Raw genomic sequence first — 24,876 nt, 5'->3', positions numbered from 1 at the left:
GGCGGCGCCTGCCGTTCCGGCACCGGTGAGCACGAGCGACGCCGCCGAGTGGGGTCGCGTCACCGAGGACGGGACCGTGTCCGTGCGTGAGGGCGACGAGTGGCGCGAGGTCGGGCAGTACCCCGACGGCACTCCCGCCGAGGCGCTGGCCTACTTCGTGCGCAAGTTCGAGGATCTCGCGTTCAAGGTGAACACGCTGGAGCAGCGCGTGCAGGCGGGCGGATCCGGCGCGACCGATCTCGCCAAGCAGGCGCAGCACCTGGTCGCCGACGTCACCGACGCCGCCGCGGTCGGCGACCTCGCGAACCTCCGCACCCGCCTCGACGCGTTGACCGGATCGCTCGCCGACGCCTCCGCCGCGGAGGCGGTCGAAGCGAAGGCCGCGGTCGACGCCGCCATCGCCGAGCGCACCGCGCTCGTCGAGCGCTCCGAGGCGATCGCCGCGCAGGACCTCTCCTCCGTGCAGTGGAAGAAGGTCACTGAGGAGATGGGCGCGCTGTTCGACGCGTGGCAGAGCCACCAGCAGAACGGTCCGCGTCTCCCGAAGGGTGCGGCGAATCAGCTCTGGAAGCGGTTCCGCGATGCCCGTGCGACCGTGGATCGTCAGCGCCGGGCCTTCTACGCCGAGCTCGACGAGACCCACAAGACCGCGCGCGACCGCAAGTCGCGCCTGGTCGAGCGCGCGGAGGCCCTGGCGCCCAAGGGCGTCGACGGGATCCCGGCCTACCGCAGCCTCCTCGACGAGTGGAAGGCCGCCGGTCGTGCGGGACGCAAGGCCGACGACGCGCTCTGGGCGCGGTTCAAGGCCGCCGGTGACGCGCTCTACTCGGCGCGCGCCGAGCAGGCCGCGGCGACCGAGGCGGAGTCCGCTCCTCGCATCGAGGCGCGCAATGCCCTGCTCGAAGAGGCCAAGGCCGTCGCCGACGAGGCGAACCTCGGCAAGGCGCGCGCGCTGCTGACCCGCATCCAGCGCCAGTGGGACGAGGTCGGACGGATCTTCCCGCGCGAGAAGGAGCGCGCCCTGGACGACCGCCTGCGCGTCGTCGAGCAGGAGCTGAAGTCGCGCGAGGACGTCGACTGGAAGCGCAACAACCCCGAGACGAAGGCCCGCGCCGGCGCGATGAGCGACCAGCTCCAGCAGGCGATCGCCAAGCTCGAGGCCGAGCGCGATGCCGCGGAGAAGTCCGGGAACGCGAAGGCTCTCAAGGAGGCCACCGAGGCGCTCGAGGCTCGACGGGCCTGGCTGAACGCGCTCGGCGGCTGACCGCACACGCACTCCGGATCGCCGGAGTTGTCCACAGGGCGGGGATCTCCGGATCCCCGCCCTGTGGCGTCTGTCGCACACTGGAGGCATGCGCGACACGTTCCTTCACGTTCCCGGAGCCCGGCTCTCCCTGCCGGAGCTCGCCGCGGCACGTCTGGACGGGGATGTGGTCGAGCTCGGCGAGGGCTATGCGCCGGCGGACCTCGTGGAGACGGCGGCCCTCCGTGCGGCTTCGCTGATCCCCCTCGTCGCAGGAATGCGCGATGCGGCGTTCGCCGGCATGACGGCGGCATGGATCCATGGTGCGGGCGATGCCCCGCCGGATCCGCATGAGCTGCAGAGCGCGACCGGCCACCGGCTGCGCGCGCCGACGACCCGCCGGATCATCGTGCACGATCCGGTGCTGGATCCTTCCGACGTGCAGCACCTCGGCGGCATCGCCGTGACGACGCCCGAGCGCACGCTCATCGATCTGCTGCGCTGGCCCGCGACGGTGCCGGAACGGCATGACTGGGCACGACTGCTGGCGCTCACGGATCCGGCACTCATCCCGCGCGCCGCCGCCCGGCTGGCACAGCTGCACCACGGTCCCGGCTATCACCGCGTCGCGCGGTTCCTCGCCGGCCACGGTGCGGACGGCCGTCCCGCTGAGGACGGGGACGCGCCTCGCGACGCGGCGTCCGCCGTCAGGAGGAGGTGACGCGGTAGACGTCGTAGACGGCGTCGATCCGTCGCACCGCGTTGAGCACCCGGTCCAGATGAACGGTGTCGCCCATCTCGAACACGAAGCGGCTGAGCGCCAGACGGTCGTTGGTGGTCTGCACGGTCGCGGAGAGGATGTTGACGTGGTGCTCGCTGAGGACCCGGGTGACGTCGGACAGCAGACCCGAACGGTCCAGCGCCTCCACCTGGATCTGCACGAGGAACACGCTGCGGGTGGTGGGCGCCCACTCGACGTCCACCATCCGATCCTTCTCGACCGAGAGCGCCTTGACGTTCACGCAGTCCGCGCGATGCACGGACACGCCGCTCCCCCGCGTGACGAACCCCACGATCTCGTCGCCCGGCACCGGTGTACAGCACTTCGCGAGCTTCACCAGGATGTCGGCCGCACCGCGCACCAGCACTCCGGAGTCGCCCTCGCGCGGAGCCCGGCTGCGACCGTGCGCAGGGATGTCGATCGCGCCCGTCGACGTGTCCTCGGTGGTGGAGATGAGCGCGGTGACCTTCTCCAGCACGGACTGCGTGGAGACGTGCCCCTCACCGACCGCGGCGTACAGCGCCGAGACGTCCTCGTAGCGCAGCTGGTGCGCGACCTCGGTGAACGACTCCTGGCTCATCAGCCGCTGCAGCGGCAGGTTCTGCCGGCGCATCGCGCGCGCGATGGCCTCCTTGCCCTGCTCGATGGCCTCCTCGCGGCGCTCCTTCGTGAACCAGCCGCGGATCTTGTTGCGCGCGCGGGTGCTCTTCACGAACGTCAGCCAGTCCTGGCTGGGCCCGGCGTCGGGGTTCTTCGACGTGAACACCTCGACCACATCGCCGCTGTTCAGCGCGGTCTCCAGCGGCACGAGGCGGCCGTTGACCTTGGCGCCCATCGTGCGGTGACCGATCTCCGTGTGCACCGCGTAGGCGAAGTCCACCGGCGTCGCACCGGAGGGCAGTCCGATCACGCGCCCCTTCGGCGTGAAGACGTAGACCTCCTTCGCACCGATCTCGAAGCGCAGCGAGTCCAGGAACTCGCTGGGGTCGGCGGTCTCGGCCTGCCAGTCGGAGATGTGCGCGAGCCAGGTCATGTCGGCGTCGGCAGTGGACCCCTTGCCCCCGCCGTTCATCCGCTCCTTGTACATCCAGTGCGCAGCGACGCCGAACTCGGCCTGCTGGTGCATCTCGTGCGTGCGGATCTGGATCTCGACGGTGCGGCCGCCGGGGCCGATCACCGTTGTGTGCAGCGACTGGTACAGGTTGAACTTCGGGGTGGCGATGTAGTCCTTGAACCGGCCGGGCAGCGGCGTCCACCGCGCGTGGATCGCGCCCAGCACCGCGTAGCAGTCGCGCACCGTGCCGACGAGCACGCGGATGCCGATGAGGTCGTAGATGTCGTCGAACTCGCGACCGCGCACCACCATCTTCTGGTAGACGGAGTAGAGCTGCTTCGGCCGGCCGGCGACCTTGCCGCGCACACGCAGGTCGCGCAGGTCGCTCTCGACCGCGTCGACCACCTCGTGGATGTACTTCTCGCGCTGCGGCGTGCGCTGCTTGATGAGACTGTCGATCTCGGCGTAGATCTTCGGATGCAGGACCGCGAAGGACAGATCCTCGAGCTCCGACTTGATCGCCTGGATTCCGAGCCGGTGCGCGAGGGGCGCATAGATCTCGAGCGTCTCGGTGGCCTTCTTCGCCGCCTTCTCCGGTGGCACGAAGCCCCAGGTGCGGGCGTTGTGCAGGCGATCCGCGAGCTTGATGATGAGTACCCGGATGTCCTTCGACATCGCGACGATCATCTTGCGGACCGTCTCGGCCTGCGCACTGTCGCCGTACTTGACCTTGTCGAGCTTGGTGACGCCGTCGACGAGCATCGCGACCTCGTCGCCGAACGTCGCGGTCAGTTCGGTGAGTGCGTAACCCGTGTCCTCGACGGTGTCGTGCAGCAGCGCGGCCGCGATGGCGCGCGGTCCGAGCCCGAGGTCGGCGAGGATCTGCGCCACGGCCAGCGGGTGCGTGATGTACGGCTCGCCGCTCTGGCGCTTCTGACCCTGGTGCTTCTCCGCGGCGACGGCGTAGGCGCGCTCGATGATCGCGAGATCGCCACGCGGATGGTTCTGCCGCACCGTGCGGATGAGGTTGTCGAGGTCGTTGATCCGGGGCGCGCGCGAGAAGATCCGGGGTACGAGTCGTCGCAGACTCGATCCCTGCGCCGGCGCCCCGGGCGTCGTGCCGACCTCGCTCATCGGACCTCCAGGCAGATCATCCTACAAGTGCCCGGGACGGCCGGACGCATCGAGGCTCAGACCTCCACCGCGGTGACCGTCGCGCGTTCCCGGGCCGCGAGCACGCGCTTGTCGTGCTCGCGGATCGCCGGCTCGTTCTCGCGGAACAGGGAGTACAGCGGTGCCGCGACGAACAGCGTCGAGTACGCGGCGACGATGATCCCGACGAAGATCGAAAGCGAGATGTCGGTCAGGGTCTGCGCGCCCAGCCAGAACGCGCCGATGAACAGGATCGCGCCGACCGGCAGCGCCGCGATGACGGCGGTGTTGATCGATCGGATGAGCGTCTGGTTCACGGCGAGGTTCACCGCCTCGCCGAACGTCCGGGAGGACTTGGCGCCTTCCTCGGTCGTGTTCTCGCGGATCTTGTCGAACACGACCGTGGTGTCGTACAGCGAGTACGCGAGGATCGTGAGGAACCCGATCACGGCCGCCGGGGAGATCTCGAATCCTGCCAGCGCGTACACGCCGACCGTGATGACCAGCACGTCGAGCAGGCCGAGGATGGACGCCGCCGACATCTTCCAGGTGCGGAAGTAGATCGCGAGGATCAGGAACGTCAGCGCGAGGAAGATCGCCAGGCCCCAGAGCGACTGCCGGGTCACGCCCTCGCCCCAGCTCGGGCCGATGAACGACGTGTTCACCTTGTCCACCGGGACGTCGTAAGCCTTCGCGAGGGCGGCCGCCACGTCGTGGCTCTCCTGCTCGTTCTTGAGCTGGGCCGTCTGCACCCGGATGTCACGGTTGTTGACGGTGGTCACCTTCGTGGTGACGTTCGGCAGCACCGAGCGCACCGCGGTCGTCGCGATGTCCTGGTTGCGGTTGGCCGGAGCCTCCACCGTGAACTGGGATCCACCGGTGAACTCGATCGAGAACTGCACCGGGCGGAAGAGCGGCACCAGGGCCGAGCCCACCACGAGCAGGATCGCGATGATGAACCAGAGTCGCCGCCTCCCGACGAACGGGAAGGAGGTCTTGCCGGAGTAGAGGTCGTTGCCGAACTCGTTCATGGAGCGCATCAGTCGTTCTCCCCGTTCCGGCTCGCGCCCTGGTCCGCGGCGGCGAGGGCCTCCGCGCGCTTTCGTTCGGCGATGGTCTGACGCCGCTCGGCCTCACCCCGGGAGCGGCCGGCACGGGCCGCCTTGCCCTGGGACGCGGGGGCCACGGCACGGTACTCGGTCCGTCCGCGGTAGACGGCGCCGAGGGCCTCGGGATCCATGCCCGACAGCGGATGACCATTGCCGAAGAAGCGCGTGCGGGCGAGGATCTGCATCACCGGGTGCGTGAACACCACGAAGATCAGCACGTCGATGATGGTGGTCAGACCCAGGGTGAACGCGAAGCCCTTCACCGTCGCGTCGGCGAGGATGTAGAGCACCACGGCGGCGAGGATGTTGATCGACTTGGAGATGTAGATCGTGCGCTTGGCGCGGCTCCAGCCGTCCTCGACCGCACCGGTGATGGACTTGCCGTCGCGCAGTTCGTCTCTTATTCGTTCGAAATAGACGATGAACGAGTCGGCCGTGAATCCGATCGACACGATCAGACCGGCCACGCCCGCCAGGGAAAGTCGGAAGCCCATCCGCCAGCCCAGGATGCAGATCAGCACGTAGGTGATGACGGCCATCACGCCGATCGATGCGATGATCACGAATCCGAGCGCGCGGTAGCTGAGCAGCGAGTAGATGGCGACGAGCCCGAGGCCGATGAGGCCGGCGATGAGCCCGATCTGGAGCTGCTGGGATCCGAGTGTCGCCGAGATGGTGTCGGAGCTCTGCACGGTGAAGCTCAGCGGCAGGGCGCCGAACTTGAGCTGGTCGGCGAGGCTCTTGGCCGTCTCCTGCGTGAACGAGCCGCTGATCGAGGGACGACCGTCGAGGATGACGCCGTTCATGCTCGGTGCAGAGATGACGGATCCGTCCAGCACGAAGGCGAACTGGTTGCGCGGCGTCTGGTTCTGCTGCGTGAACGCGTAGAGGCGCTGGCTGACCTTGCCGAACGCGTCGGTGCCCTTGCCGTCGAAGGTCAGGTTGACCTCCCACTGTGCGGTCTGCTGGTTCAGGCCGGCGACGGCGTCCTTGATCGACGTGCCGTCGAGCGCCACCGGGCCGAGCAGATACTTGGCCTGGCCGCTGCTGTCGCAGGCGATGAGCGGTTCGTCAGCAGGCAGCGCGGCAGTGTCGCGCTTGGTCTTGCAGTCGTAAGCGAGGAACTCGGCCTGCAGCTTCGGCGTCACCCAGGACATGTCGCTGCCATCGGTGGGCGAGGGCGAGGGAGTGGAAGCGAGATCCGGTGCGGGGGTCGGGTACGGCGTCGACTTGCCGTCATCGCCCACGAACGACGTCGAGGGCGCCGTCGCGGCGAGTACCGGGCGCAGCTCCATCTTGGCGCTCGCCTGGATGCGGTTGCGGGTCGCCTCGTCCGCCTTGCCGGCGATCTGGACGACGATGTTGCGGCCGCCCTCCGTGGTGATGTCGGATTCCCCGACGCCCGACGCGTCCACGCGCTGCCGGATGATCTGCGCCGCCTGATCGAGCTGTTCGGCGTTGGGATCCTTGCCGTCCGCCGTCTGCGCGCTGAGGATGATCTGCGTGCCGCCCTGCAGGTCCAGGGCCAGCTGGGGCGACCAGGAGCTCTTGCCGAAGCCGTAGACGCCGAGGGCGTTCAGGCCGAAGAGCACGCCGATCGCGATGAGCAGGCCGAGCAGGACCCGCCAGGCGTGCTTGACGGGAGAAGACGATGCCACGAAGGTTCTTCGCTTTCTGAGGGGGACGGTCTGTCCGGAGGGAGGTCCTGCGCTGCGCGCGGACCGCGTCAGTTCTTGTCGTCGGCCTCGCGCTCCAGGCGGGCGCGGGTCTCCTCGGCCGACTCGATGCGGATGTCCTTGGCGCGCTCGTCGAGCGGCGTCTGCTCATCCAGCGGGGTCTGCTCATCGAGAGGCGTGGGGGCCTCTTCCGCGACCGGAGCGGCCTGCTCCTCGTCCACGACCCGCAGGATCGCCTGCGAGTGCACCTCGATGACCACGCCGGGCGCGATCTCCACCTTGGCGGGGCGGTCCAGGTTCTCCGGGTCGAACTCGACGATCGTGCCGTAGAGGCCGCCCTGCAGCAGCACCTTGGCCCCGGGAACAGTCTGCGTGGCCTTCTTCTCCTGCTCCTCCTTCATGCGCTTGTTGCGGCGGCGGGTGCTGAACACCATGAAGACGAGCAGGATGGCCAGGACGAAGAAGAGGCCGTACTGCGAGAAGAACGTCGCGAGATTCATGCGAGGAGGAGCCTTTCGGGGCGCGCGCCAACAGTGGGGCGCGGAAGGGAGGGGATGGTGAAAGTCTCCAGCGATTATAGGTCATCGAACAACGCGGCCCCCTCGGGGTGCGCGACGCCGAGATGCGCGTACGCCTCCGGCATCGCGATGCGCCCGCGCGGTGTGCGGCCGAGGAAGCCGATCCGGACGAGGTAGGGCTCGACGACGCTCTCGATGGTGTCCGCCTCCTCGCCCACCGAGACGGCGAGGGTGCTGAGGCCCACGGGACCTCCGCGGAAGCGCCGCACGATCGCGTCCAGCACCGCACGGTCGAGGCGATCGAGACCGATCCGGTCGACGTCGTAGAGCTCGAGAGCCGCCCTCACGTCCTCGACGGACGCCGAGGATCCCCCGCCGTGGACGAGGGCGTAGTCGCGCACGCGCCGCAGCAGGCGGTTGGCGATGCGCGGAGTGCCGCGTGAGCGCCGGCCGATCTCCGCCCGCGCCACGGCGGGCACGCCGACTCCGAGGACGATGGCGGAGCGCTCGACGACCAGCTCGAGCTCATCCGCCTCGTAGTACTCCAGATGCGCCGTGAAGCCGAAGCGGTCACGCAGCGGGTTGGGCAGCAGCCCCGAGCGCGTGGTGGCCCCCACCAGCGTGAACGGGGCGAGCTCGAGCGGGATGCTCGTGGCACCGGCGCCCTTGCCGACCATGATGTCGATGCGGAAGTCCTCCATCGCGAGATAGAGCATCTCCTCCGCGGATCGCGCCATCCGGTGAATCTCGTCGATGAACAGCACCTCGCCCGGGGTCAGGCTCGACAGCAGCGCGGCGAGGTCGCCGGCGTGCTGGATGGCGGGACCGCTCGACATGCGCAGCGGGCGTCCGCTCTCGTGCGCCACGATCATCGCCAAGGTCGTCTTGCCCAGTCCCGGAGGGCCGGACAGCAGGATGTGGTCCGCCGCCCGGTCCTGGATCCGCGCCGCCTCGAGCAGGAGCTTCATCTGCCCGCGCACCTTGTGCTGGCCGACGAACTCGTCCAGGCTCGCCGGGCGCAGCGCGCCCTCGATCGCGAGCTCGGCCTCGTCGACGGCCTCGCCAGAGTCGTGGAACTCAACCACGGGCGGCTCCGCCCTGAGCGGGTCCGAGGGTCGCGAGCGTGCGGCGCAGCAGCAGCGCGACGGATCCGCGTTCGGTCTCGCTCGCCTCGATGGTGCTCCGCTCGGCGGCCTCGGCGGCCACGCGCTCGGACCAGCCGAGGCCGATGAGGGCGGCGATCAGCTGCGAGCCGATCTCGTCGGGGACGGATGCGGCGGCCGGGGCGATGACCGGCGCCTGCAGCTTGCCGGTGAGCTGCAGGACGATGAGCTTCGCCGTCTTCGGTCCGATGCCGGAGACGCGTCGGAAGGGCGCGTCGTCGTCGGCGGCGACCGCCGTCGCGATCTGGTCGACGGAGAGGTGCGAGAGCACGCCCAGCGCCGACTTCGGCCCCACACCCGTCACCGACAGCAGATGACCGAACACGTCGAGCTCGGCCGGATCCGCGAACCCGTACAGCGACAGAGCATCCTCCCGCACGATCAGCGACGTGTGCAGGCGCAGCTCGTGACCGACCCGCGCGGTGTGCGCGACGTCGCCGGGCACGGCGACCGAGAAGCCCACTCCCCCGACCTCGACGATGACGGAATCCGTGGTCGCGGACAGCACGGTGCCACGCAGGGAGGAGATCATGAGAGCAGTCTACGCACGTGCTCGTAGGTATGTTCGAGCGACACGCTCCGCGTCAGCCCATGCCTTCTGCGCCGGGGTCTGGGCATCCGAGCCCTGGGACGCTCCCCCTGCATGCCCCGCGCCGCGCCATGCGTGGCAGAGCGCGATCGCGAGGGCGTCGGCCGCGTCGGCGGGCTGCGGCGGCGCGTCGAGTCGCAGGATCCGCGCGATCATCGCCTGCACCTGCTTCTTGTCGGCGGAGCCGTACCCGGTGACGGCCGCCTTGACCTCGCTCGGCGTGTGCGTGGCGGCGGGGAGCCCGTGCTCGGCGGCGACGAGCAGCGCCACCCCGCTGGCCTGCGCCGTGCCCATGACGGTGTGCGTGTTCTGCTGGGCGAAGACCCGCTCGACAGCCACTGCGTCCGGGTGGTGCTCTGCGATCACCGCGCGAATCCCGGCGGCGACCGCCGCGAGCCGCTCGCCGATCGGCGCATCCACAGGTGTGCGGATCACTCCGACGTGCACGAGCGTGCCCCGGCGCATCGCGTCGACATCCACGATGCCGACACCGCAGCGTGTGAGGCCGGGGTCGATGCCCAGCACGCGTCGCACTCCCGTCATGACTTCAGGTTATGGCCGCCCCGGGGGTCCGCGCCCCAGGCGCGCGGCCGGTCATGCCTCCCGCGCCGGCGCGGACGGCGGGTGCGCACGGTTGCCGAGTTCCGTGAGCAGCACGATCACCGCGAGTGCACCGCAGGCGGCCAGGATCGCGTACCCCGCGGGCGAGGTCGCCGCGACGATCGTGGGCACGATGATGAGCAGAAGCGCCGGGATCGCCCAGCGCAGCACCGCGGCGGCGGGGCGCCCCAGCCTCAGTGATACGACCGCGTTCGTCGCGAAGAAGATCCCGAGACCCCCGCACAGCGAGATCACGGATGCGGGGGCGAGAACCTCCCCGGGGTGCCCGTTCCCCGCGGACAGCGCACTGGAGATCGCCGTCACGCCGACGACCAGGAGGAACGGCAGGAACCCGACGGTGTCGCGGATCGCGCCATAGCGCCCGGCCCGCTGCAGCTGCTCGAGTCCGGTGCGCATCGTCTCCGTGCCGTACATGAAGAAGGACCAGGCCAGCAGAGCGACGACGGCGAGGCTCGCCGCAGCTGTTCCCGCTGAGGCGAGGGTCCAGGTGCCGTTGAGCGCGGTGACGATCGTGAGCACCGACTCCCCCAGCACGATCACGATGAGCAGGCCGAAGCGCTCCGAGATGTGCTCGACGTTCATCCGCGGCAGCATCCGCACGCGCCAGCTCCGGCTGTTCGTGAGCAGCAGCACCACTTCGACGACGATCACGAACCCCCACAGCATGTATCGCCACGGCGCGGGCACGGCGATCGAGACGAGCCAGAGCACGGCGGTCGCGCCGTTGTAGGCCAGCAGCCGGATGCGCGACGCCGATCCGTTCGCCCACGACAGAGCGATCCACAGGCCGAGCAGGACGAGCCGCAGCGCGGCGTTGCCCGCGGCGAACAGCCAGGAGCGCTCTCCCACGGCCTCCGGCGCGGCGACCGCGATGGCGCCGACCGAGGCCATCGCGGCGAGCATCACGACGGCGAGCTGTCTGCGGGTGAGCCACGTCATCACGTTCACGGTGAACGTCAGATTGACCCAGGACCACCAGACCGAGGCGAAGAGCGCCGTGAACAGCAGCAGGGCGGAGATCGACGGATCCTCATGCAGCCCGCGCGCCAGCTGCGATACCAGGGCCACGAAGATCAGGTCGAAGAACAGCTCCATCCAGTGCACATGCGAAGGGTCGCGATCGGGCACGACCACCGCGGGCTCCGCTTCACCGGCCATGGCAGTCCCTTCGAGCATCGGGCGGATCAACGACACCGTAGCGGAGCGGACGGCGGGCCAGGAGGGAGAGTCAGCCGCGCCCGGCCGGATCAGGCCACCCCATCGCCGTCTGCGCATGATCCATGAAGGCGCTCTTCGCGCGGGTGTAGTCGTCGTAGTCCTGCGCGGCCGAGTGAGCCGCGGCGAGGGACCGCTTCAGCTGCTCGTACGCCGCGCGCTCCGCCGGGTTCGCACGAAGCCAGTCGCGGAACGACACCACGAAGCCGGCGAACGAGGAGTCCGCATGGCGGATGTGCAGGATCAGCCCCCGCAGGGAGGCGTCGCCGTCCAGATCGCGGAAGTAGAGCAGCTTCTCATGATGGCGCGGATCGGATCCGGGCCGCGGGATGTCGACGTCGACCCCCGGGGAGTCGGGACGGGATCCACGCGCTCTCTCGAACAGGAGCGGGTCGAGCGCTGCATCGACCACGGATTCGTCGGGGATCGCCGGCACGAGAACCTGGAGATCCACATACGGTTTGGCCGCGAGCTCGGGCACCGCGGTCGAACCGATGTGCGCGAAGCCGGCCACGGGGATCCCGGCACAGATGAGCGCCTCACGGATCCGCAGGATCCACGATGAAGCGAGCGATGGCCACGCCGCATCGTACGGGACGATCTGCGGCGCGGCCATCGAGGAGTCCTGCTCGGGCTTACTCGTCGTTCTCGAGCTCGGCCTGCACCTCGGCCGTGAGGTCGAAGTTGGCGTAGACGTTCTGGACGTCGTCGCTGTCCTCGAGCGCGTCGATGAGGCGGAAGATCTTGCGCGCCGCCTCGGCGTCGATCTCGACCTTGAGGTTCGGCACGAACTCGACGTCCGCCGACTCGTACTCGATGCCCGCCTCCTGCAGCGCGGTGCGCACCGCGACCAGGTCGGACGCATCGGTGACGATCTCGAAGCCCTGTGCGTGCGGCTCGATCTCCTCGGCGCCGGCCTCGAGCGCCGCCATCATGACGTCGTCCTCGGTCGTGTTCTCGCCGTCGACGACGATGACGCCCTTGCGGGTGAAGTTGTATGCGACCGAACCGGGATCGGCGAGCGTGCCACCGTTGCGGCTGAGCGCCGTGCGCACCTCCGCGGCGGCGCGGTTCTTGTTGTCGGTCAGACACTCGATCATGAGGGCGACGCCGTTCGCGCCGTAGCCCTCGTACATGATCGAGGAGTACTCGACAGACTCGCCGCCGATGCCGGCGCCGCGCTTGATCGCGCGGTCGATGTTGTCCTTCGGGACCGAGGTCTTCTTGGCCTTGAGGACCGCATCGAAGAGGGTCGGGTTGCCCTGGAGGTCGGGACCGCCCAGCTTCGCCGCGACCTCGATGTTCTTGATGAGCTTGGCCCACGACTTCGCACGGCGCGAGTCGATGACCGCCTTCTTGTGCTTGGTCGTCGCCCACTTGGAATGCCCGGACATATGTCTCCCGCTCGTATCCGCCCCGGGGCTCATCCCGCCAGGGCATCGTCCATTCTAGAAGATCCGCGCCCGGGGAACAGACGGACGGCGCAGAACCGCACCTCTACGACGCGAGCGCGGCACGCCTCGCCTCGACCAGGTCGAGGAACCGCGCATGCAGACGGGGCTCGCCGTTCATCTCCGGATGGAAGCTCGTGCCCAGCAGGTTGCCCTGCTGCACGGCCACCACTCCGCCGTCGGGCAGCGCAGCGATCGCCGTCGCCCGGGGGCCGACTCGCGTGATGAGCGGCGCGCGGATGAACGTGGCATCGACCGGCCCCTCGACGCCGTCGATCGCCAGCTCGGTCTCGAACGACTCCACCTGTCCGCCGAACGCGTTGCGGGCGACGGTGACGTCGAGACCGCCGAAGGTGAGCTGGCCGTCGATCGCCCCCTCGATCTCGTCCGCGAGCAGGATCAGCCCCGCACAGGTGCCGTAGACCGGCAGGCCGTCGGCGATGAGCGCGCGCAGGGGCTCGCGCACGCCGAAGATCCGGGACAGCTTGTCGATCACACTCGACTCGCCGCCCGGGATCACCAACCCGTCCAGCCCCTCCAGCTGCTCGGGGCGGCGGACAGCGACCGCCTCCGCCCCGAGCGAGGTGAGGATCGCGGCGTGCTCGCGCACATCGCCCTGCAACGCGAGCACGCCGATCCGCACAGGTGCTGTCACCAGCCGCGCTCCGCGAGGCGGTGCGGGGCGGGCAGGTCGGACACATTGATGCCGACCATGGCCTCGCCGAGACCCCGGGAGACCTGGGCGATCACGGCGGGGTCGTCGTAGGCGGCGGTGGCCTTGACGATCGCCGCGGCGCGGGCAGCCGGGTCGCCGGACTTGAAGATGCCGGATCCGACGAACACGCCGTCGGCGCCGAGCTGCATCATCATGGCGGCGTCGGCGGGCGTCGCCACGCCCCCGGCCACGAACATGACGACGGGCAGCGCGCCCTTCGCGGCAACCTCGGCGACCAGCTCGTACGGCGCCTGCAGCTCCTTGGCGGCGACGTACAGCTCATCCTTGGGCAGAGTGGTCAGGCGGGCGATCTCGCCGCGGATCGTGCGGATGTGCTTCATCGCCTCGGAGACGTCGCCGGTGCCCGCCTCACCCTTGGAGCGGATCATCGCGGCGCCCTCGGTGATGCGGCGGAGGGCCTCGCCCAGGTTGGTCGCACCGCAGACGAAGGGCACGGTGAAGCCCCACTTGTCGATGTGGTTGACGTAGTCGGCCGGGGACAGCACCTCGGACTCGTCGATGTAGTCGACGCCGAGCTCCTGCAGCACCTGCGCCTCGACGAAGTGGCCGATACGAGCCTTGGCCATGACCGGGATCGAGACGGCGGAGATGATGCCGTCGATCATGTCGGGGTCGCTCATGCGCGACACGCCGCCCTGGGCGCGGATGTCGGCGGGCACCCGCTCGAGGGCCATGACGGCGACGGCGCCGGCGTCCTCGGCGATCTTCGCCTGCTCGGGAGTGACGACGTCCATGATGACGCCGCCCTTGAGCATCTCGGCGAGGCCGCGCTTGACGCGACCGGTTCCGGTGGTCGATTCGGGTGCAAGTTCTGTCATAGGACAGATCATACGCTGTCTGCATCGGTGTCTCACATCGGTGAGACAGTGACCAGATCAGCCCGCGGCAGGTGAGAGGATCGGAGGATGCTCACCGTGCTCTCGATCCAGTCCGCCGTCGCGTACGGCCATGTCGGCAACTCCGCGGCGGTGTTCCCGCTGCAGCGCATCGGAGTCGAGGTGCTCCCCGTCTACACGGTGAACTTCTCCAACCACACCGGCTACGGCGCCTGGCGCGGACCGTTGATCGCGCCCGACGACGTGCGCGAGGTCATCACCGGCATCGAGGAGCGCGGTGTCCTCGGCGAGGTCGACGCCGTTCTGAGCGGCTACCAGGGCGGCGAGGGCATCGGCGACGTGATCATCGACGCCGTGGCGCGCGTGAAGTCCGCCAACCCGAACGCCGTCTACGCCTGCGATCCGGTGATGGGCAACGCGAAGTCGGGGTGTTTCGTCGCCCCCGCGATCCCGGTGCTGCTGCGCGACAAGGTCGTCCCTGTCGCCGACATCATCACCCCGAACCAGTTCGAGCTGGGCTTCCTCACGGAGACCGAGCCCGACACCCTCGAATCCACCCTGGCCTCGGTCGACAAGGCGCGCGCCATGGGGCCGAACACCGTGCTCGTCACGAGCGTCGAGCGCCCCGATCGCGAGGAGGGCACGATCGAGATGCTCGCCGTGGACGACAAGGGCGCCTGGCTCGTGGCCACGCCGCACCTGCCGATGAAGGCGAACGGATCCGGTGATGTCACCGCTGCGCTGTTCACCGCGCACTATGTGGAGACCGGAGACGCGAAGGTCGCGCTCGAGCGCACGGTGTCCAGCGTGTACGAACTCCTCCGTCTCACGCTCGAGTCGGGCGCGCGAGAGCTGCAGCTCGTCCCGGCGCAGGAGTTCTACGCGAACCCTCCGCTCCAGTTCGAAGCCCGCCGGGTGCGCTGACGACGATCAGGCGGGCCAGGCAGCGGCGACAGTGTTGCGCACGTCGCCGAGAAGCTGTGGCAGCGCCTTGGTCTTCGCGATGATCGGGAAGAAGTTGGCGTCGCTGTTCCAGCGCGGCACCACGTGCTGATGCAGATGCGCGTCGACGCCGGCACCGGCGACGGCGCCCTGGTTCATGCCGATATTGAACCCGTCGCAGCGTGAGGTCGCCTTCAGCACCCGCATGGCGATCTGCGTGAGCTCGCCGATCTCGGCGACCTCCTCCGCGGTCGCCTCGTCGTACGTCGCGATGTGGCGGTACGGGCAGACGAGCAGATGGCCCGAGTTGTACGGGAACAGGTTGAGCAGCACGTAGGCGGTGCGCCCGCGGGCGACGATGAGCCGCTCCTCGTCCGGATGCTTGGGCGCCTCGCAGAACGGGCACTCCTCGCGCAGCGGCTCCGGGCCCGCCTGGATGTACGTCATCCGGTGCGGCACCCAGAGGCGCTGGAACTCGTCGGGGACGCCGGCGAGGTGCGCGGCGTCTTCCAGCCGCGCCCCGACGCCCGCGTCCCCGACGTCACTCATGCCAGGTCGCCCGCGGTCTGGATCAGCGCGTGGTCCTCGATCGCACGTCGCACCCTGTCGACGGCCTCGGCGAGCGGAACGCCGTTCTCCTGGGTGCCGTCGCGGAACCGGAACGACACCGTGCCCGCGGCGCGATCCTGCTCCCCCGCGATGAGGATCAGCGGAACCTTGCCCGTCGTGTGGTTGCGGATCTTCTTCTGCATGCGCTCGTCCGAATGGTCGACCTCGGCGCGCACACCTGCCGCGCGCAGGGCGGCGACGGCATCGTCGAGGTAGTCGGCGAACGCCTCCGCGACCGGGATCCCCACGACCTGCACCGGCGAGAGCCACAGCGGGAAGTCGCCCGCGTAGTGCTCGAGCAGGATCGCGAAGAAGCGCTCGATCGAGCCGAACAGCGCCCGGTGGATCATGATCGGGCGCTTCTTCTGCCCGTCCTTGTCGGTGAACTCGAGCCCGAACCGCTCCGGCAGGTTCGGGTCGACCTGCACCGTGGAGAGCTGCCACACGCGGCCGATCGCGTCGGTGGTCTTCAGGTCGATCTTCGGACCGTAGAAGGCCGCCTCGCCGGGCACCTCGGTGAGCTTCAGTCCGGAGGCCAGGGCGACGTTGCGCAGCGCATTCGTCGAGTACTCCCAGAACTCGTCGGATCCGATCCACTTGTCCTTCTCGTCGTCGCGCATCGACAGCTCGAGCTCGAAGTCGCTGAGCCCGAAGTCGCGCAGCATCGACAGGATGAACTCGAGGACCTTGGTGACCTCGGTCTCCAGCTGTTCCGGCGTGACGAACAGGTGCGAGTCGTCCTGGGTGAAGCCGCGCACACGGGTGAGGCCGTGCAGGGCGCCCGACATCTCGTTCCGGTACACGGTGCCGTTCTCGGCGAAGCGCAGCGGCAGATCCCGGTAGCTGCGTGCCCGCTCCTTGTAGATCAGGATGTGCATCGGGCAGTTCATCGGCTTCAGGTAGTAGTCCTGGCCCTGCTTCGTGATGTGCCCGTCCTCGTCGCGCTCCTCGTCCATCCGGATCGGCGGGAACATGCCGTCACGGTAGGTGACGAGGTGGTTGGAGGTGAGGAACAGGTCCTCCTTGGAGATGTGCGGCGTGTACACGTAGTTGTACCCGCCCTCGATGTGCCGCCTGCGCGCGTGCTGCTCCATCTCGCCGCGGATGATGCCGCCGCGAGGGTGCCAGACTGACAGGCCGGATCCGATCTCATCGGGGAAGGAGAACAGGTCGAGTTCCTTGCCGAGGCGGCGGTGGTCGCGCTTGGCGGCCTCCTCGAGGCGCTGCTGGTACGCGCGCAGCTCGTCCTTGGTCGGCCAGGCGGTGCCGTAGATGCGCTGCAGCTGCGGGTTCTTCTCGGATCCGCGCCAGTACGCCGCCGCGATCCGGGTGAGGTCCCAGCCGTTGCCGATCATTCGAGTGTTCGGCAGGTGCGGGCCGCGACAGAGGTCCTTCCAGACCACCTCGCCGTCCTTGGCCACGTTGTCGTAGATGGTGAGCTCGCCCTCGCCGACCTCGACGGAGGCGCCCTCCGTCTTGTCGGCACCCGGGCCCTTCAGCCCGATGAGCTCGAGCTTGAACGGCTCGTCGGCGAGCTCGGCACGAGCCTCGTCGTCGCTCACGGCCCGACGCACGAAGCGCTGGCCCTCGCGCTGGATCCGCTGCATCTCCTTGGAGATCGCCTTGACGTCCTCCGGAGTGAAGGGCGTGTCGACCCCGAAGTCGTAGTAGAAGCCGTCGGTGATGGGCGGGCCGATCCCGAGGTTCGCCTGCGGCTTGATGCGCTGCACCGCCTGGGCGAGCACATGCGCCGTGGAGTGGCGCAGGATCGCGAGGCCCTCGGGGCTCTCGATCGTGATGGGCTGGACATCGTCGTCCTCGTTCACGAGGGCGGCGAGGTCCTTCTGCTGCCCGTTGACGAGCATGGCGACGACGGAGCGGTCGCTGAAGGGTCCGTTCGCGCCGTAGAGCGCGAAGCCGTCGCACGGATAGGACGGCATTTCAGGGGCGGACGCGGGGTTCTCAGACAAAGGAAGTTCTCCAGTTTGGCGATGGTCTCGGCTCAGCTTCGGGCGCGTCGGCGCCCTGCCCGCTCAGGCCCTGAGAGTTCGCGTGCCGGTGACCGCGATCACGGTCGCGTGCGTCAGCCGGGCGAAGTCCATAGGAGAATCCTACGCCGACGCGTGCGGCGCCTCGCTCATCGTGCGGCCCAGCGCCTCGTCCAGGTGCCGCTGGGCGAACCTCCACCCGCCGGCCTCGTAGGCGACCACGACGAAGACGGGACCGGCCAGCACCACGAGCAGGCAGGCCCACAGCGGAAGCCCGACGAAGGCCAGCACGATTCCGAGCAGCGGCAGCACCATCGCGATCGCGTGCAGCGGGAGCCCCTTCATGACGGAGTGCACCAGATAGGAGTGCAGCAGCGAGATCGACACCATGAAGACGATCACCGGGATCGCGATCATCAGGATGACGACCGGCGTCGCAAGCGGATCCTCATGCCGGTACGCGAACCCGATGGTGTGCAGTCCGGCGCCGACCGCGGCGACGCTCGCGAAGATGAAGGCGTGCCCGTAGCCCCACACGAAGGACCGCTTGCGGTGCACGGCGAGGATCGGGCCCGACGGCATCATCGTGTACGACCACCACAGCGCGAAGGTCAAGCCCACGCCCGCGCCGATCACGACCACGGCGTCCCCGGACCACCCCTGCTCGTGCGAGACCTCCTGTGCGGCGGCGAGGGTTCCGATCACCGTCTCGCCCAGCGCGATGATCGTCAGCAGCGAGTACCGTTCCGCGATGTGGTGCGCGTGCCAGGGGGTTCCCCGGCGTTCGCCCTCGCCTTTGCGCTCGGCCACGATCGGACCGCCCAGCTCGATCAGCCAGCACGCCGCCGCGGCCGCGAAGGCAGCGCCGAGGGGCAGCGGAGCCCACGCCACGATGATCCAGCCGATCTGCGCGACGGCGACGAACAGCACATAGGTGAGCGCGTGTCGGCGGTAGGCCGGATCGCGCGATGCGCGCAGCCATTGCGCGAGCAGCCCCACCCTCATCACGATGTAACCGGACACCATGACCCGATTGTCGAAGGCGCCGTGATCCTCGAGCGATGCGAACATGGCGGGCAGCCCGATCGCGAGCACGATCACGCCGGCCATCTGCACCATGGTGAAGATCCGGAACAGCCAATCGTCCGTGTCGAACGCTGAGGCGAACCAGGAGAAGTTGATCCAGGCCCAGATGATCGCCGCGACCGCGAAGGCGAAGGCGCCGACCGCCGCGGCGCCGTGGCCGGCCGCGACGCCGTCCGCGAGCTGCGCACCCGCGACGCCGAAGGCTGCTGCGAAGACCAGGTCGTACAGCGCTTCGAGCGGGGTGGCGGCGCGGTGCTCCTGGTGCTGCGCGCGCCCGCGCATCGGGCTCAGGCCGTGCCGGTACCGTTCGACCGCGTTCGTCATGCTCTCTCTCCCCAAGCCCGTGGTGCCCGCACTCGGAACGGGCAGCGTCCAACCTAGCGCGAGCCCGTCCTCGTCCGACTCCGACGGCGCTCGACGAGCGCGAGCGCGGCCGCGATCGCCTTGATCACCGGGATCTCCCCGAAGCGGTAGTCGTCGGCGCGCACGAGGCGGGCGGCCAGGTCGGGTCGCGCGGCGCGCAGCAGCTCCCGCGCCCGCTCGGCGTGCAGCGCGTTCGAGACGACGGCGATCTCCCCCGCGTCTTCGAGCAGGACGATCGAGTTGCGGATGTTCTCCTCGGTCGAGCGGCTCTCGGTCTCCAGGAGCATCCGCCCGCGATATCCCCTCGCGGCCGCGTACCGGGCCAGGATCCGCGCCTCCGGCTCCGGACCCCGCACCGCCCCGCCGGAGAAGATCAGGGCATCGTGGGCGCTCCGCAGGGTGCGCAGGCCCGCGCGCACCCGATAGCGGTTGACGGCGTTGGCCCGCGATCCTCGGTTGCCGTATCCCAGCACGAGAACGGCGCGCTGCCCACCGGGCCGCCCCCTCTCGAGGCCTCGCATGCTCGCGCATGCCGAGACCGCCTCGCCCCACAGCAGGAACGCCATCCCCGCCGCGGCCGGGCCGACCGACAGCATCAGGAGAAGGGACTTCCGCATGCGCCCAGACTAGGTCGCGGCGTCGGCCTCTGGTGCGGCGCCCTGTCGGCTGGCACGATGAGGTCCGCAGTGTCCGCGCGTCCGCAGAGCATCGGAGCTCGCCATGACCTACTTCATCATCGTGATCGGCCAGACCGTCGTCCTGCCGCTCGTCAGCGGGCTCGTCGAACTGATCGTGGTCGGCGGGGATCCGATTCTGGTGTTCGGCAAGTGGTGGGCGTTCTGGGGAGTGGGTACGCGCCTTCTCGCCGCCGGAATCGCGCAGATGTCGGGTAAGGGGCAGACAGCCCAGATCCTCGGTTCGACCGCGCCGAGCGTGCAGGAGCAGCAGCTCACGCGCGAGCTCGGTGCCGCGAACACGGCGATGGGCCTGGCAGGGCTGCTCGCGCTTGTCCCCGGGTGGGTGCTGCCCGCCGCGCTCGCCGGCGGCGTCTTCCTTCTCATCGCCGGCCTCATGCACCTGCCGAAGAAGGGCAAGAACGCGCAGGAGGCGGTCGCGACCTGGACCGACCTGGTCGTGGGCGTCGCCGTGGTGGTGCTCGCCACGCGAGTGATCATCGGCGCGATCACCGGATGAGATCCCCGAGGGAATGCAAAAACCCCCGGCAGACCGGGGGTTTTCTTGAGTGCGCGATACTGGGATCGAACCAGTGACCTCTTCCGTGTCAGGGAAGCGCGCTACCGCTGCGCCAATCGCGCCTGTTCAGGCTATTCAGTTGAGAAGAGCGAGGTGGCGACGGGATTCGAACCCGTGTAAACGGCTTTGCAGGCCGGTGCCTAGCCTCTCGGCCACGCCACCATGTGGATTCGAACCCACATGCCGAAGCCCCCGAAGGGGCTCCTGCACTGGAGCGGATGACGAGACTCGAACTCGCGACCCCAACCTTGGCAAGGTTGTGCGCTACCAACTGCGCTACATCCGCGTTTTGTGTTTCCCCGGTGTCCCGGGCACTTGAAATACATTAGCCGAGGTTTGGGGCTTCGCCAAACCGGGCCCCGTTCTCGGGCGTGTCCGCCGGGATCCCGGAGGGGCGACGGCAACCGGGCGCCCTCCGGGATCGGCCTGTCCCGACCTCGGCTCAGTCGACGAGCGCCCCTGCCGACAGATTCGCGATCGCACCCGTCATCGAGGACGCGCGGTCGGAGCCGGCGAACGCAAGATACTCCGCCACCTCATCCAGCAGTGGCAGGCGGCCGAGCAGCGTCGTGCCGGCGAGCCCGCCGACCCAATCCCCCATCGGAACGCCCCCGGCCGCCGCGATGCGGCCGAACATCTCCCGGGTGTAGGACGTCTCCATCGCATCGGAGATGGCATGCGGGCGCACGCACACGACCCGCACGCCCGCGGGTCCGAGCTCGCCCGCCAGAGCGCGCGAGAAGCCCTCGAGTCCCGCGGACTGCGCCGCGTTGCCGATCAGTCCGCGCCCCGTCAGGCGGGCGCCCGGCGTGGAGATCGTCAGGATGACGCCACTCCCCTGCGAGATCATGTGGCGGGACGCCGCTTTGGCCGTCACGAAGTTCGTCTGCAGGTAGCCGACGACGGGGTGCAGATAGTCCTCGAGGGACGTATCGCCGATGGCGAGCCCCTGCACGTGGTCGAAGCCGACCGCGTTGAGCGCGATGTCGATGCGCCCGGCCTCCGCACCGACGTCATCGGCGTGTCGATCGACGGCATTCTGGTCCATCGCGTCGACGACGGCGACGGACACCTCCGCCCCCTCGGCCCTGGCCGCCGATGCCGCAGCCTCGAGTCGATTCGGCGATCGCCCGGCCAGGAAGAGCCTCGCCCCTTCCCGGGCGAACACTCGCGCCGCCGCCGCGCCGATCGACCCGCCACCGCCGTGAATCACGGCGACCTTGTTCTCGAGCAGCATTGTGCCGCCTCCCATCTCAGTTGTGTGCAACCCTAGAGTTGCACAACAGGGATGAGTTCTGCAACTGTTGAATTGCAGGTATCGGCGGCTAGAGCCCCTCGGCGATCTCCTTGATCGTCGTCAGCCGGCTCTCCCACTGGCGCCCGATCGCATCGAGCCGGCGCGCGGTCGCGCTGAGCTCCGCACCGACGACGTGGTAGCGCACCTCACGCCCCGCCCGGACGGGCTCGACCAGGCCGACTTCCGCGAGCACAGTCAGGTGCTTGGCGATGGCCTGCCGAGACACCGGGAACCGCTCGGCGAGAGCCGACGCGGAGGCATCGCCGTCGCCGAGGGCGCTGAGAATGCTCCACCGCGTCTCATCCCCCAGCGCAGCGAAGACCGGGACAAGGGTCGAGGTCATACGAGACCCCCGAACAGGGCGATGAGCTTGTCGAGCTCTGCATCCCACCCGCGGCGATGACTGTCGAGGTTCGACAGCGGATCCGAGGTCCTCTCGAAGCCCGACTCGACGACCGTGAGCCGGGTGCCCTCCCCCTCCGGCTCGAGGGTGAAGCGGAACACGGTCGAGTTCTCCTCATCGAGCTCGACCGGCAGTCGATCGAGGGCGTTGTCGTTGCTCCACCGGTACGACACCGACCGCGGCGCATCGACGGACTCGACGCGGATCGGGACGGCGCCGTGTCCGTCGAAGGTCATCGTTCCGGCGCCTGCCGCATCCAGCACGGTGAGCCCGAACCAGCGCGACAGATGCTCCGGTTCTGTGATCGCGCGCCACACCTTCTCCGCAGGGGCGGCGATCGAGATGCTGCGCGTGACCGTGTAGGACTCGTCGTCCGCGACCGATGCCTCGTTGCGCGTCGTGCTCGTCATGGGCATGCCTCCTGTGTCGCGCGGGATGGCCGGCGAGAACCTTCCTGCAACCCAGAGGTTACACGAGCGCCGAGGATCGCCCCATCGAGACCGCCGGGCCCAGAGCGCGGAGCGACGCGGAAACGGCGAACGCCCCTGGGTTCTCCCAGGGGCGTTCCGTGGTGGGCGATGCCGGACTCGAACCGACGACCTCTTCCGTGTGAAGGAAGCGCGCTACCAACTGCGCCAATCGCCCATCTGTAGTTTTCACGTGCCCGGAGGCACAGGTAAAGAGCATACCGGATCCGACGAGCACACAAGGACAGCGCCGGTCGGCCGGGCGTGGCGCGCAGCTGCTGTCGCCGATGTCCGAGGGCGGAGATACCGTCGGCCCTGTGAGCAGCGCAGATGTGATCGAAGAGCTGGACGAGATGCAGCGGCGCGCCGTCGAGCACGGCGAAGGGCCGCTCGTCGTCGCCACCGGCGCGGGGACCGGGAAGACGCGCGTGCTCACCAGCAGGGTGGCGCGACTGATCGACACCGGCGTGCCTCCGGAGCGGATCCTGCTGCTCACGTTCACCCGGCGCGCGGCCGCCGCGATGACCGCTCGCGCCGCCGCGATGGTGGGAGACACCGCGCTGGCCCAGCGCATCGCCGGAGGCACATTCCACGCGGTGGCGCACCGCGTCGTCGCGGAGTACTCGCAGCATCTGGGCTTGGCGGACGTCTCGGTGCTGGCCCCCGATGACGTCGTCGACCTGATCGATCTGCTGCGCAGCGAGCACGGCCTGGACGGCACCGACCGGCGAATGCCCACGAGCCGGGCGATGGCCGACATCGCCTCCCGGGCCGTGAGTCTGGAGAAACCGGGACGCGAGGTGATCTCCGAGCAGTTCCCCTGGGCGCTCGGGCACGCCGACGAGATCATGGGGCTGCTCCGCGCCTATGCGCAGCGAAAGCGCGCCCGCGGCCTTCTCGATCTCGATGATCTCCTGGTGGCGTGGCGCGCTCTCGCGCGCGACCCGCACGTGGGAGCCAGACTGCGCGCCCGCTGGGACTGGGTGCTCGTCGACGAGTATCAGGACGTGAACCGGGTACAGGCCGACGTCGTGCAGGCGCTGGCTCCCGACGGGCACGGCCTGACCGTCGTGGGCGATGACGCGCAGGCGATCTACGGCTTCCGCGGCGCCGGGGCCGGCCAGCTCCAGGAGGTGCTCGATCGGCATCCCGACGCCGAGCTCATCCGCCTCGAGCGCAACTTCCGCTCGACGCAGCCGATCCTCGATCTGGCGAACGCCGCCCGTCCAGAGGACTTCCCGATCAAGCTCGTCGCGGATCGAACGGGAACGGCGACCCGTCCGGAACTCGTGCGATGCGAGAACGCCGACGACGAGGCCCGCGCCGTCGCCGATCGGATCCTGGCCGTCCACGCCGACGGCGTTCCGCTGCGGGAGCAGGCGGTGCTGATGCGCACCGGTTCGCACAGCGCGATGCTCGAGGTCGAGCTCAAGGTCCGCGACATCCCGTTCGTTAAGTTCGGCGGCATCGGCTATCTCGAGACCGCCCACGTCCGCGACCTGCTCGCGGCGTTCCGTGTCGTCCTCAATCCGGGCGACGAGATCGCGTGGTACCGCCTGCTCACCCGGCACCGCGGTCTCGGCAAGGTCAGCGCGCGCCGGCTCGCCGGCATCCTCGCGGATCAGGGAATCGGCGGCGGGGCGGAGGCGATCGCCGCGGCCCCTCCCACGGCCCGCGTCGGGCTCGCGACGACGCTCTCGCTCCTCGGCGTCGTCGATGCGGACTCGCCCGTGGCCGACCTGGTCGAGGCCTGCCACGATGCCGTCTCGGGATTGCTGGCGCAGCACTATCCCGACTGGCAACGACGTGCCTCGGATGTGCAGGAGATCGCGGAGGCCGCGTCCCGCCAGAACGACCTCCGCGCGTTCGTGGGCGATCAGGCCATCGATCCGGTCACGCGCGCCGGTGACTGGGCCGCGCAACCGCACCTCGACGAGGACTGGGTGACGCTGTCCACGATCCACTCGGCCAAGGGGCTGGAGTGGTCGCACGTCCACCTGCTGCGCGCGACGGACGGCGCCATGCCGTCGGACATGGCCCTCACCTCGCATGCCGGTCTCGAGGAGGAGCGACGGCTGTTCTACGTCGGGCTCACGCGTGCACGCGATGCGCTGAGCGTGTACGCCCCCGCCACTCTCCCGACGCACCCGACGGCGTTCACCGCACGGCACGTCCAGGCCAAGCCGAGCAGGTTCTTGACGAGTACGGCGCTCTCGCTCATGACGGTCATCGATTCGAGGGCACCGGAGCCGGGCACGACATCGGCATCCCCGGGGCCTCGGGTGAGCCTGGGAGAGCTCGACGCCCTGTTCGCGTGAGGCGC

General features: G+C 69.2%; 24 protein-coding genes and 4 tRNA genes. 5 read left to right on the top strand and 23 right to left on the bottom strand.

What is annotated here, in order from left to right; all coding sequences use genetic code 11:
- Window positions 1-1,264, top strand: a 1,264-nt coding sequence (locus LXM50_RS04560) for a DUF349 domain-containing protein (protein ID WP_267920545.1), incomplete at its 5' end; no start/stop codon positions are given.
- 88 nt (window positions 1,265-1,352) lie between these two features.
- Window positions 1,353-1,964, top strand: a complete 612-nt coding sequence (locus tag LXM50_RS04555; protein ID WP_233310075.1) for a type IV toxin-antitoxin system AbiEi family antitoxin — start codon at window positions 1,353-1,355, stop codon at window positions 1,962-1,964.
- Here the strand turns inward: LXM50_RS04555 and LXM50_RS04550 are convergent.
- From LXM50_RS04550 to pdxS, 12 genes are all read right to left on the bottom strand, one after another.
- A complete protein-coding gene (locus LXM50_RS04550; protein WP_233310074.1) occupies window positions 1,951-4,212 on the bottom strand; it encodes a bifunctional (p)ppGpp synthetase/guanosine-3',5'-bis(diphosphate) 3'-pyrophosphohydrolase in 2,262 nt (753 codons plus the stop codon). The two genes, LXM50_RS04555 and LXM50_RS04550, sit on opposite strands and share 14 nt — an antisense overlap.
- 56 nt (window positions 4,213-4,268) lie before the next feature.
- Window positions 4,269-5,270, bottom strand: a complete 1,002-nt coding sequence (secF, locus tag LXM50_RS04545; protein WP_233310073.1) for a protein translocase subunit SecF — start codon at window positions 5,268-5,270, stop codon at window positions 4,269-4,271.
- Window positions 5,270-6,997 (bottom strand): protein translocase subunit SecD, encoded by a 1,728-nt coding sequence (gene secD, locus LXM50_RS04540; protein WP_233310072.1) that lies wholly within the window; start codon window positions 6,995-6,997, stop codon window positions 5,270-5,272. Before secD ends, secF begins: the two co-directional genes overlap by 1 nt.
- A 68-nt stretch (window positions 6,998-7,065) precedes the next feature.
- On the bottom strand, window positions 7,066-7,515 hold the full coding sequence (locus LXM50_RS04535; protein WP_233310071.1) for a preprotein translocase subunit YajC: 450 nt from the start codon (window positions 7,513-7,515) through the stop codon (window positions 7,066-7,068).
- Between the two features lie 74 nt (window positions 7,516-7,589).
- Window positions 7,590-8,618 (bottom strand): Holliday junction branch migration DNA helicase RuvB, encoded by a 1,029-nt coding sequence (gene ruvB, locus LXM50_RS04530; protein WP_233310070.1) that lies wholly within the window; start codon window positions 8,616-8,618, stop codon window positions 7,590-7,592.
- Window positions 8,611-9,228, bottom strand: coding sequence for a Holliday junction branch migration protein RuvA (gene ruvA, locus LXM50_RS04525; protein WP_233310069.1), 618 nt, complete (start codon window positions 9,226-9,228; stop codon window positions 8,611-8,613). The genes ruvB and ruvA overlap by 8 nt, the downstream gene beginning before the upstream one ends.
- Before the next feature lie 9 nt (window positions 9,229-9,237).
- A complete protein-coding gene (gene ruvC, locus LXM50_RS04520; RefSeq protein WP_233310068.1) occupies window positions 9,238-9,828 on the bottom strand; it encodes a crossover junction endodeoxyribonuclease RuvC in 591 nt (196 codons plus the stop codon).
- A 51-nt stretch (window positions 9,829-9,879) separates the two neighbouring features.
- Window positions 9,880-11,064: a low temperature requirement protein A gene (locus LXM50_RS04515; protein WP_233310067.1), complete on the bottom strand. Its 1,185-nt coding sequence runs from the start codon at window positions 11,062-11,064 to the stop codon at window positions 9,880-9,882.
- Between the two features lie 70 nt (window positions 11,065-11,134).
- On the bottom strand, window positions 11,135-11,737 hold the full coding sequence (locus LXM50_RS04510) for a GrpB family protein (RefSeq protein WP_233310066.1): 603 nt from the start codon (window positions 11,735-11,737) through the stop codon (window positions 11,135-11,137).
- A 19-nt stretch (window positions 11,738-11,756) separates the two neighbouring features.
- On the bottom strand, window positions 11,757-12,515 hold the full coding sequence (locus LXM50_RS04505) for a YebC/PmpR family DNA-binding transcriptional regulator (RefSeq protein WP_233310065.1): 759 nt from the start codon (window positions 12,513-12,515) through the stop codon (window positions 11,757-11,759).
- A 103-nt stretch (window positions 12,516-12,618) separates the two neighbouring features.
- Window positions 12,619-13,227 carry a pyridoxal 5'-phosphate synthase glutaminase subunit PdxT gene (gene pdxT, locus LXM50_RS04500; RefSeq protein ID WP_233310064.1) on the bottom strand — a complete coding sequence of 203 codons (609 nt, stop codon included), beginning with the start codon at window positions 13,225-13,227 and terminating at the stop codon, window positions 12,619-12,621.
- Window positions 13,224-14,126: a pyridoxal 5'-phosphate synthase lyase subunit PdxS gene (pdxS, locus tag LXM50_RS04495; RefSeq protein WP_233310063.1), complete on the bottom strand. Its 903-nt coding sequence runs from the start codon at window positions 14,124-14,126 to the stop codon at window positions 13,224-13,226. Before pdxS ends, pdxT begins: the two co-directional genes overlap by 4 nt.
- Before the next feature lie 87 nt (window positions 14,127-14,213).
- Between pdxS and pdxY the strand changes: the two genes are divergently transcribed.
- On the top strand, window positions 14,214-15,068 hold the full coding sequence (gene pdxY / locus LXM50_RS04490; protein ID WP_233310062.1) for a pyridoxal kinase PdxY: 855 nt from the start codon (window positions 14,214-14,216) through the stop codon (window positions 15,066-15,068).
- A gap of 6 nt (window positions 15,069-15,074) precedes the next feature.
- Here the strand turns inward: pdxY and LXM50_RS04485 are convergent, their stop codons facing one another.
- The 4 genes from LXM50_RS04485 to LXM50_RS04470 form a co-directional block, all read right to left on the bottom strand.
- Window positions 15,075-15,635 carry an HIT domain-containing protein gene (locus LXM50_RS04485; RefSeq protein WP_233310061.1) on the bottom strand — a complete coding sequence of 187 codons (561 nt, stop codon included), beginning with the start codon at window positions 15,633-15,635 and terminating at the stop codon, window positions 15,075-15,077.
- The gene (thrS, locus tag LXM50_RS04480) at window positions 15,632-17,635 is read right to left on the bottom strand and encodes a threonine--tRNA ligase (RefSeq protein WP_233310092.1); all 2,004 of its coding nucleotides are present in this window, start codon (window positions 17,633-17,635) and stop codon (window positions 15,632-15,634) included. The genes LXM50_RS04485 and thrS overlap by 4 nt, the downstream gene beginning before the upstream one ends.
- A 171-nt stretch (window positions 17,636-17,806) precedes the next feature.
- Window positions 17,807-19,093, bottom strand: a complete 1,287-nt coding sequence (locus LXM50_RS04475; protein ID WP_233310060.1) for a low temperature requirement protein A — start codon at window positions 19,091-19,093, stop codon at window positions 17,807-17,809.
- Window positions 19,094-19,146: 53 nt separating this feature from the next.
- Window positions 19,147-19,749 carry a YdcF family protein gene (locus LXM50_RS04470; RefSeq protein WP_233310059.1) on the bottom strand — a complete coding sequence of 201 codons (603 nt, stop codon included), beginning with the start codon at window positions 19,747-19,749 and terminating at the stop codon, window positions 19,147-19,149.
- A gap of 103 nt (window positions 19,750-19,852) precedes the next feature.
- On the opposite strand from LXM50_RS04470, the gene LXM50_RS04465 reads away from it, so the two are divergent.
- On the top strand, window positions 19,853-20,326 hold the full coding sequence (locus LXM50_RS04465) for a hypothetical protein (protein ID WP_233310058.1): 474 nt from the start codon (window positions 19,853-19,855) through the stop codon (window positions 20,324-20,326).
- A 50-nt stretch (window positions 20,327-20,376) separates the two neighbouring features.
- Here the strand turns inward: LXM50_RS04465 and LXM50_RS04460 are convergent.
- The 7 genes from LXM50_RS04460 to LXM50_RS04430 all read right to left on the bottom strand — a co-directional run bounded on the left by LXM50_RS04460 (window position 20,377) and on the right by LXM50_RS04430 (window position 22,731).
- Window positions 20,377-20,448 (bottom strand) — tRNA-Val (locus LXM50_RS04460).
- A gap of 29 nt (window positions 20,449-20,477) precedes the next feature.
- A tRNA-Cys gene (locus LXM50_RS04455) sits at window positions 20,478-20,548 on the bottom strand.
- A gap of 48 nt (window positions 20,549-20,596) precedes the next feature.
- Window positions 20,597-20,672, bottom strand: a tRNA-Gly gene (locus tag LXM50_RS04450).
- Window positions 20,673-20,828: 156 nt separating this feature from the next.
- The gene (locus LXM50_RS04445; RefSeq protein ID WP_233310057.1) at window positions 20,829-21,638 is read right to left on the bottom strand and encodes an SDR family NAD(P)-dependent oxidoreductase; all 810 of its coding nucleotides are present in this window, start codon (window positions 21,636-21,638) and stop codon (window positions 20,829-20,831) included.
- A 73-nt stretch (window positions 21,639-21,711) separates the two neighbouring features.
- Window positions 21,712-22,026, bottom strand: coding sequence for a helix-turn-helix transcriptional regulator (locus LXM50_RS04440; RefSeq protein ID WP_233310056.1), 315 nt, complete (start codon window positions 22,024-22,026; stop codon window positions 21,712-21,714).
- Entirely contained in the window at window positions 22,023-22,496 is a 474-nt protein-coding gene (locus tag LXM50_RS04435; RefSeq protein WP_233310055.1) for an SRPBCC domain-containing protein, read from the bottom strand. Before LXM50_RS04435 ends, LXM50_RS04440 begins: the two co-directional genes overlap by 4 nt.
- 159 nt (window positions 22,497-22,655) lie before the next feature.
- Window positions 22,656-22,731: transfer RNA gene (locus tag LXM50_RS04430), tRNA-Val, on the bottom strand.
- Window positions 22,732-22,870: 139 nt separating this feature from the next.
- Between LXM50_RS04430 and LXM50_RS04425 the strand changes: the two genes are divergently transcribed.
- Window positions 22,871-24,871 (top strand): ATP-dependent helicase, encoded by a 2,001-nt coding sequence (locus LXM50_RS04425; protein ID WP_233310054.1) that lies wholly within the window; start codon window positions 22,871-22,873, stop codon window positions 24,869-24,871.
- Window positions 24,872-24,876: the final 5 nt, after the last annotated feature.

The organism is Microbacterium sp. Au-Mic1 (assembly GCF_021341785.1).
Classification (GTDB): Bacteria; Actinomycetota; Actinomycetes; order Actinomycetales; family Microbacteriaceae; genus Microbacterium.
Note: the sequence above shows the minus strand (reverse complement) of the source record. Positions and strands in the feature narration are given on the sequence as shown.

What these genes read in the sequence shown, in the direction of transcription:
- LXM50_RS04445 (WP_233310057.1), bottom strand. Translation starts at nt 21,638, where the DNA reads ATGGGAGGCGGCACAATGCTGCTCGAGAACAAGGTCGCCGTGATTCAC.
- LXM50_RS04465 (WP_233310058.1), top strand. Translation starts at nt 19,853, where the DNA reads ATGACCTACTTCATCATCGTGATCGGCCAGACCGTCGTCCTGCCGCTC.
- ruvC (WP_233310068.1), bottom strand. Translation starts at nt 9,828, where the DNA reads ATGACGGGAGTGCGACGCGTGCTGGGCATCGACCCCGGCCTCACACGC.
- pdxY (WP_233310062.1), top strand. Translation starts at nt 14,214, where the DNA reads ATGCTCACCGTGCTCTCGATCCAGTCCGCCGTCGCGTACGGCCATGTC.
- LXM50_RS04485 (WP_233310061.1), bottom strand. Translation starts at nt 15,635, where the DNA reads ATGAGTGACGTCGGGGACGCGGGCGTCGGGGCGCGGCTGGAAGACGCC.
- LXM50_RS04550 (WP_233310074.1), bottom strand. Translation starts at nt 4,212, where the DNA reads ATGAGCGAGGTCGGCACGACGCCCGGGGCGCCGGCGCAGGGATCGAGT.
- ruvA (WP_233310069.1), bottom strand. Translation starts at nt 9,228, where the DNA reads ATGATCTCCTCCCTGCGTGGCACCGTGCTGTCCGCGACCACGGATTCC.
- LXM50_RS04555 (WP_233310075.1), top strand. Translation starts at nt 1,353, where the DNA reads ATGCGCGACACGTTCCTTCACGTTCCCGGAGCCCGGCTCTCCCTGCCG.
- pdxS (WP_233310063.1), bottom strand. Translation starts at nt 14,126, where the DNA reads ATGACAGAACTTGCACCCGAATCGACCACCGGAACCGGTCGCGTCAAG.
- LXM50_RS04505 (WP_233310065.1), bottom strand. Translation starts at nt 12,515, where the DNA reads ATGTCCGGGCATTCCAAGTGGGCGACGACCAAGCACAAGAAGGCGGTC.
- LXM50_RS04435 (WP_233310055.1), bottom strand. Translation starts at nt 22,496, where the DNA reads ATGACGAGCACGACGCGCAACGAGGCATCGGTCGCGGACGACGAGTCC.
- LXM50_RS04470 (WP_233310059.1), bottom strand. Translation starts at nt 19,749, where the DNA reads ATGCGGAAGTCCCTTCTCCTGATGCTGTCGGTCGGCCCGGCCGCGGCG.
- LXM50_RS04515 (WP_233310067.1), bottom strand. Translation starts at nt 11,064, where the DNA reads ATGGCCGGTGAAGCGGAGCCCGCGGTGGTCGTGCCCGATCGCGACCCT.
- LXM50_RS04510 (WP_233310066.1), bottom strand. Translation starts at nt 11,737, where the DNA reads ATGGCCGCGCCGCAGATCGTCCCGTACGATGCGGCGTGGCCATCGCTC.
- LXM50_RS04535 (WP_233310071.1), bottom strand. Translation starts at nt 7,515, where the DNA reads ATGAATCTCGCGACGTTCTTCTCGCAGTACGGCCTCTTCTTCGTCCTG.
- LXM50_RS04475 (WP_233310060.1), bottom strand. Translation starts at nt 19,093, where the DNA reads ATGACGAACGCGGTCGAACGGTACCGGCACGGCCTGAGCCCGATGCGC.
- LXM50_RS04440 (WP_233310056.1), bottom strand. Translation starts at nt 22,026, where the DNA reads ATGACCTCGACCCTTGTCCCGGTCTTCGCTGCGCTGGGGGATGAGACG.
- secF (WP_233310073.1), bottom strand. Translation starts at nt 5,270, where the DNA reads ATGCGCTCCATGAACGAGTTCGGCAACGACCTCTACTCCGGCAAGACC.
- thrS (WP_233310092.1), bottom strand. Translation starts at nt 17,635, where the DNA reads ATGCCGTCCTATCCGTGCGACGGCTTCGCGCTCTACGGCGCGAACGGA.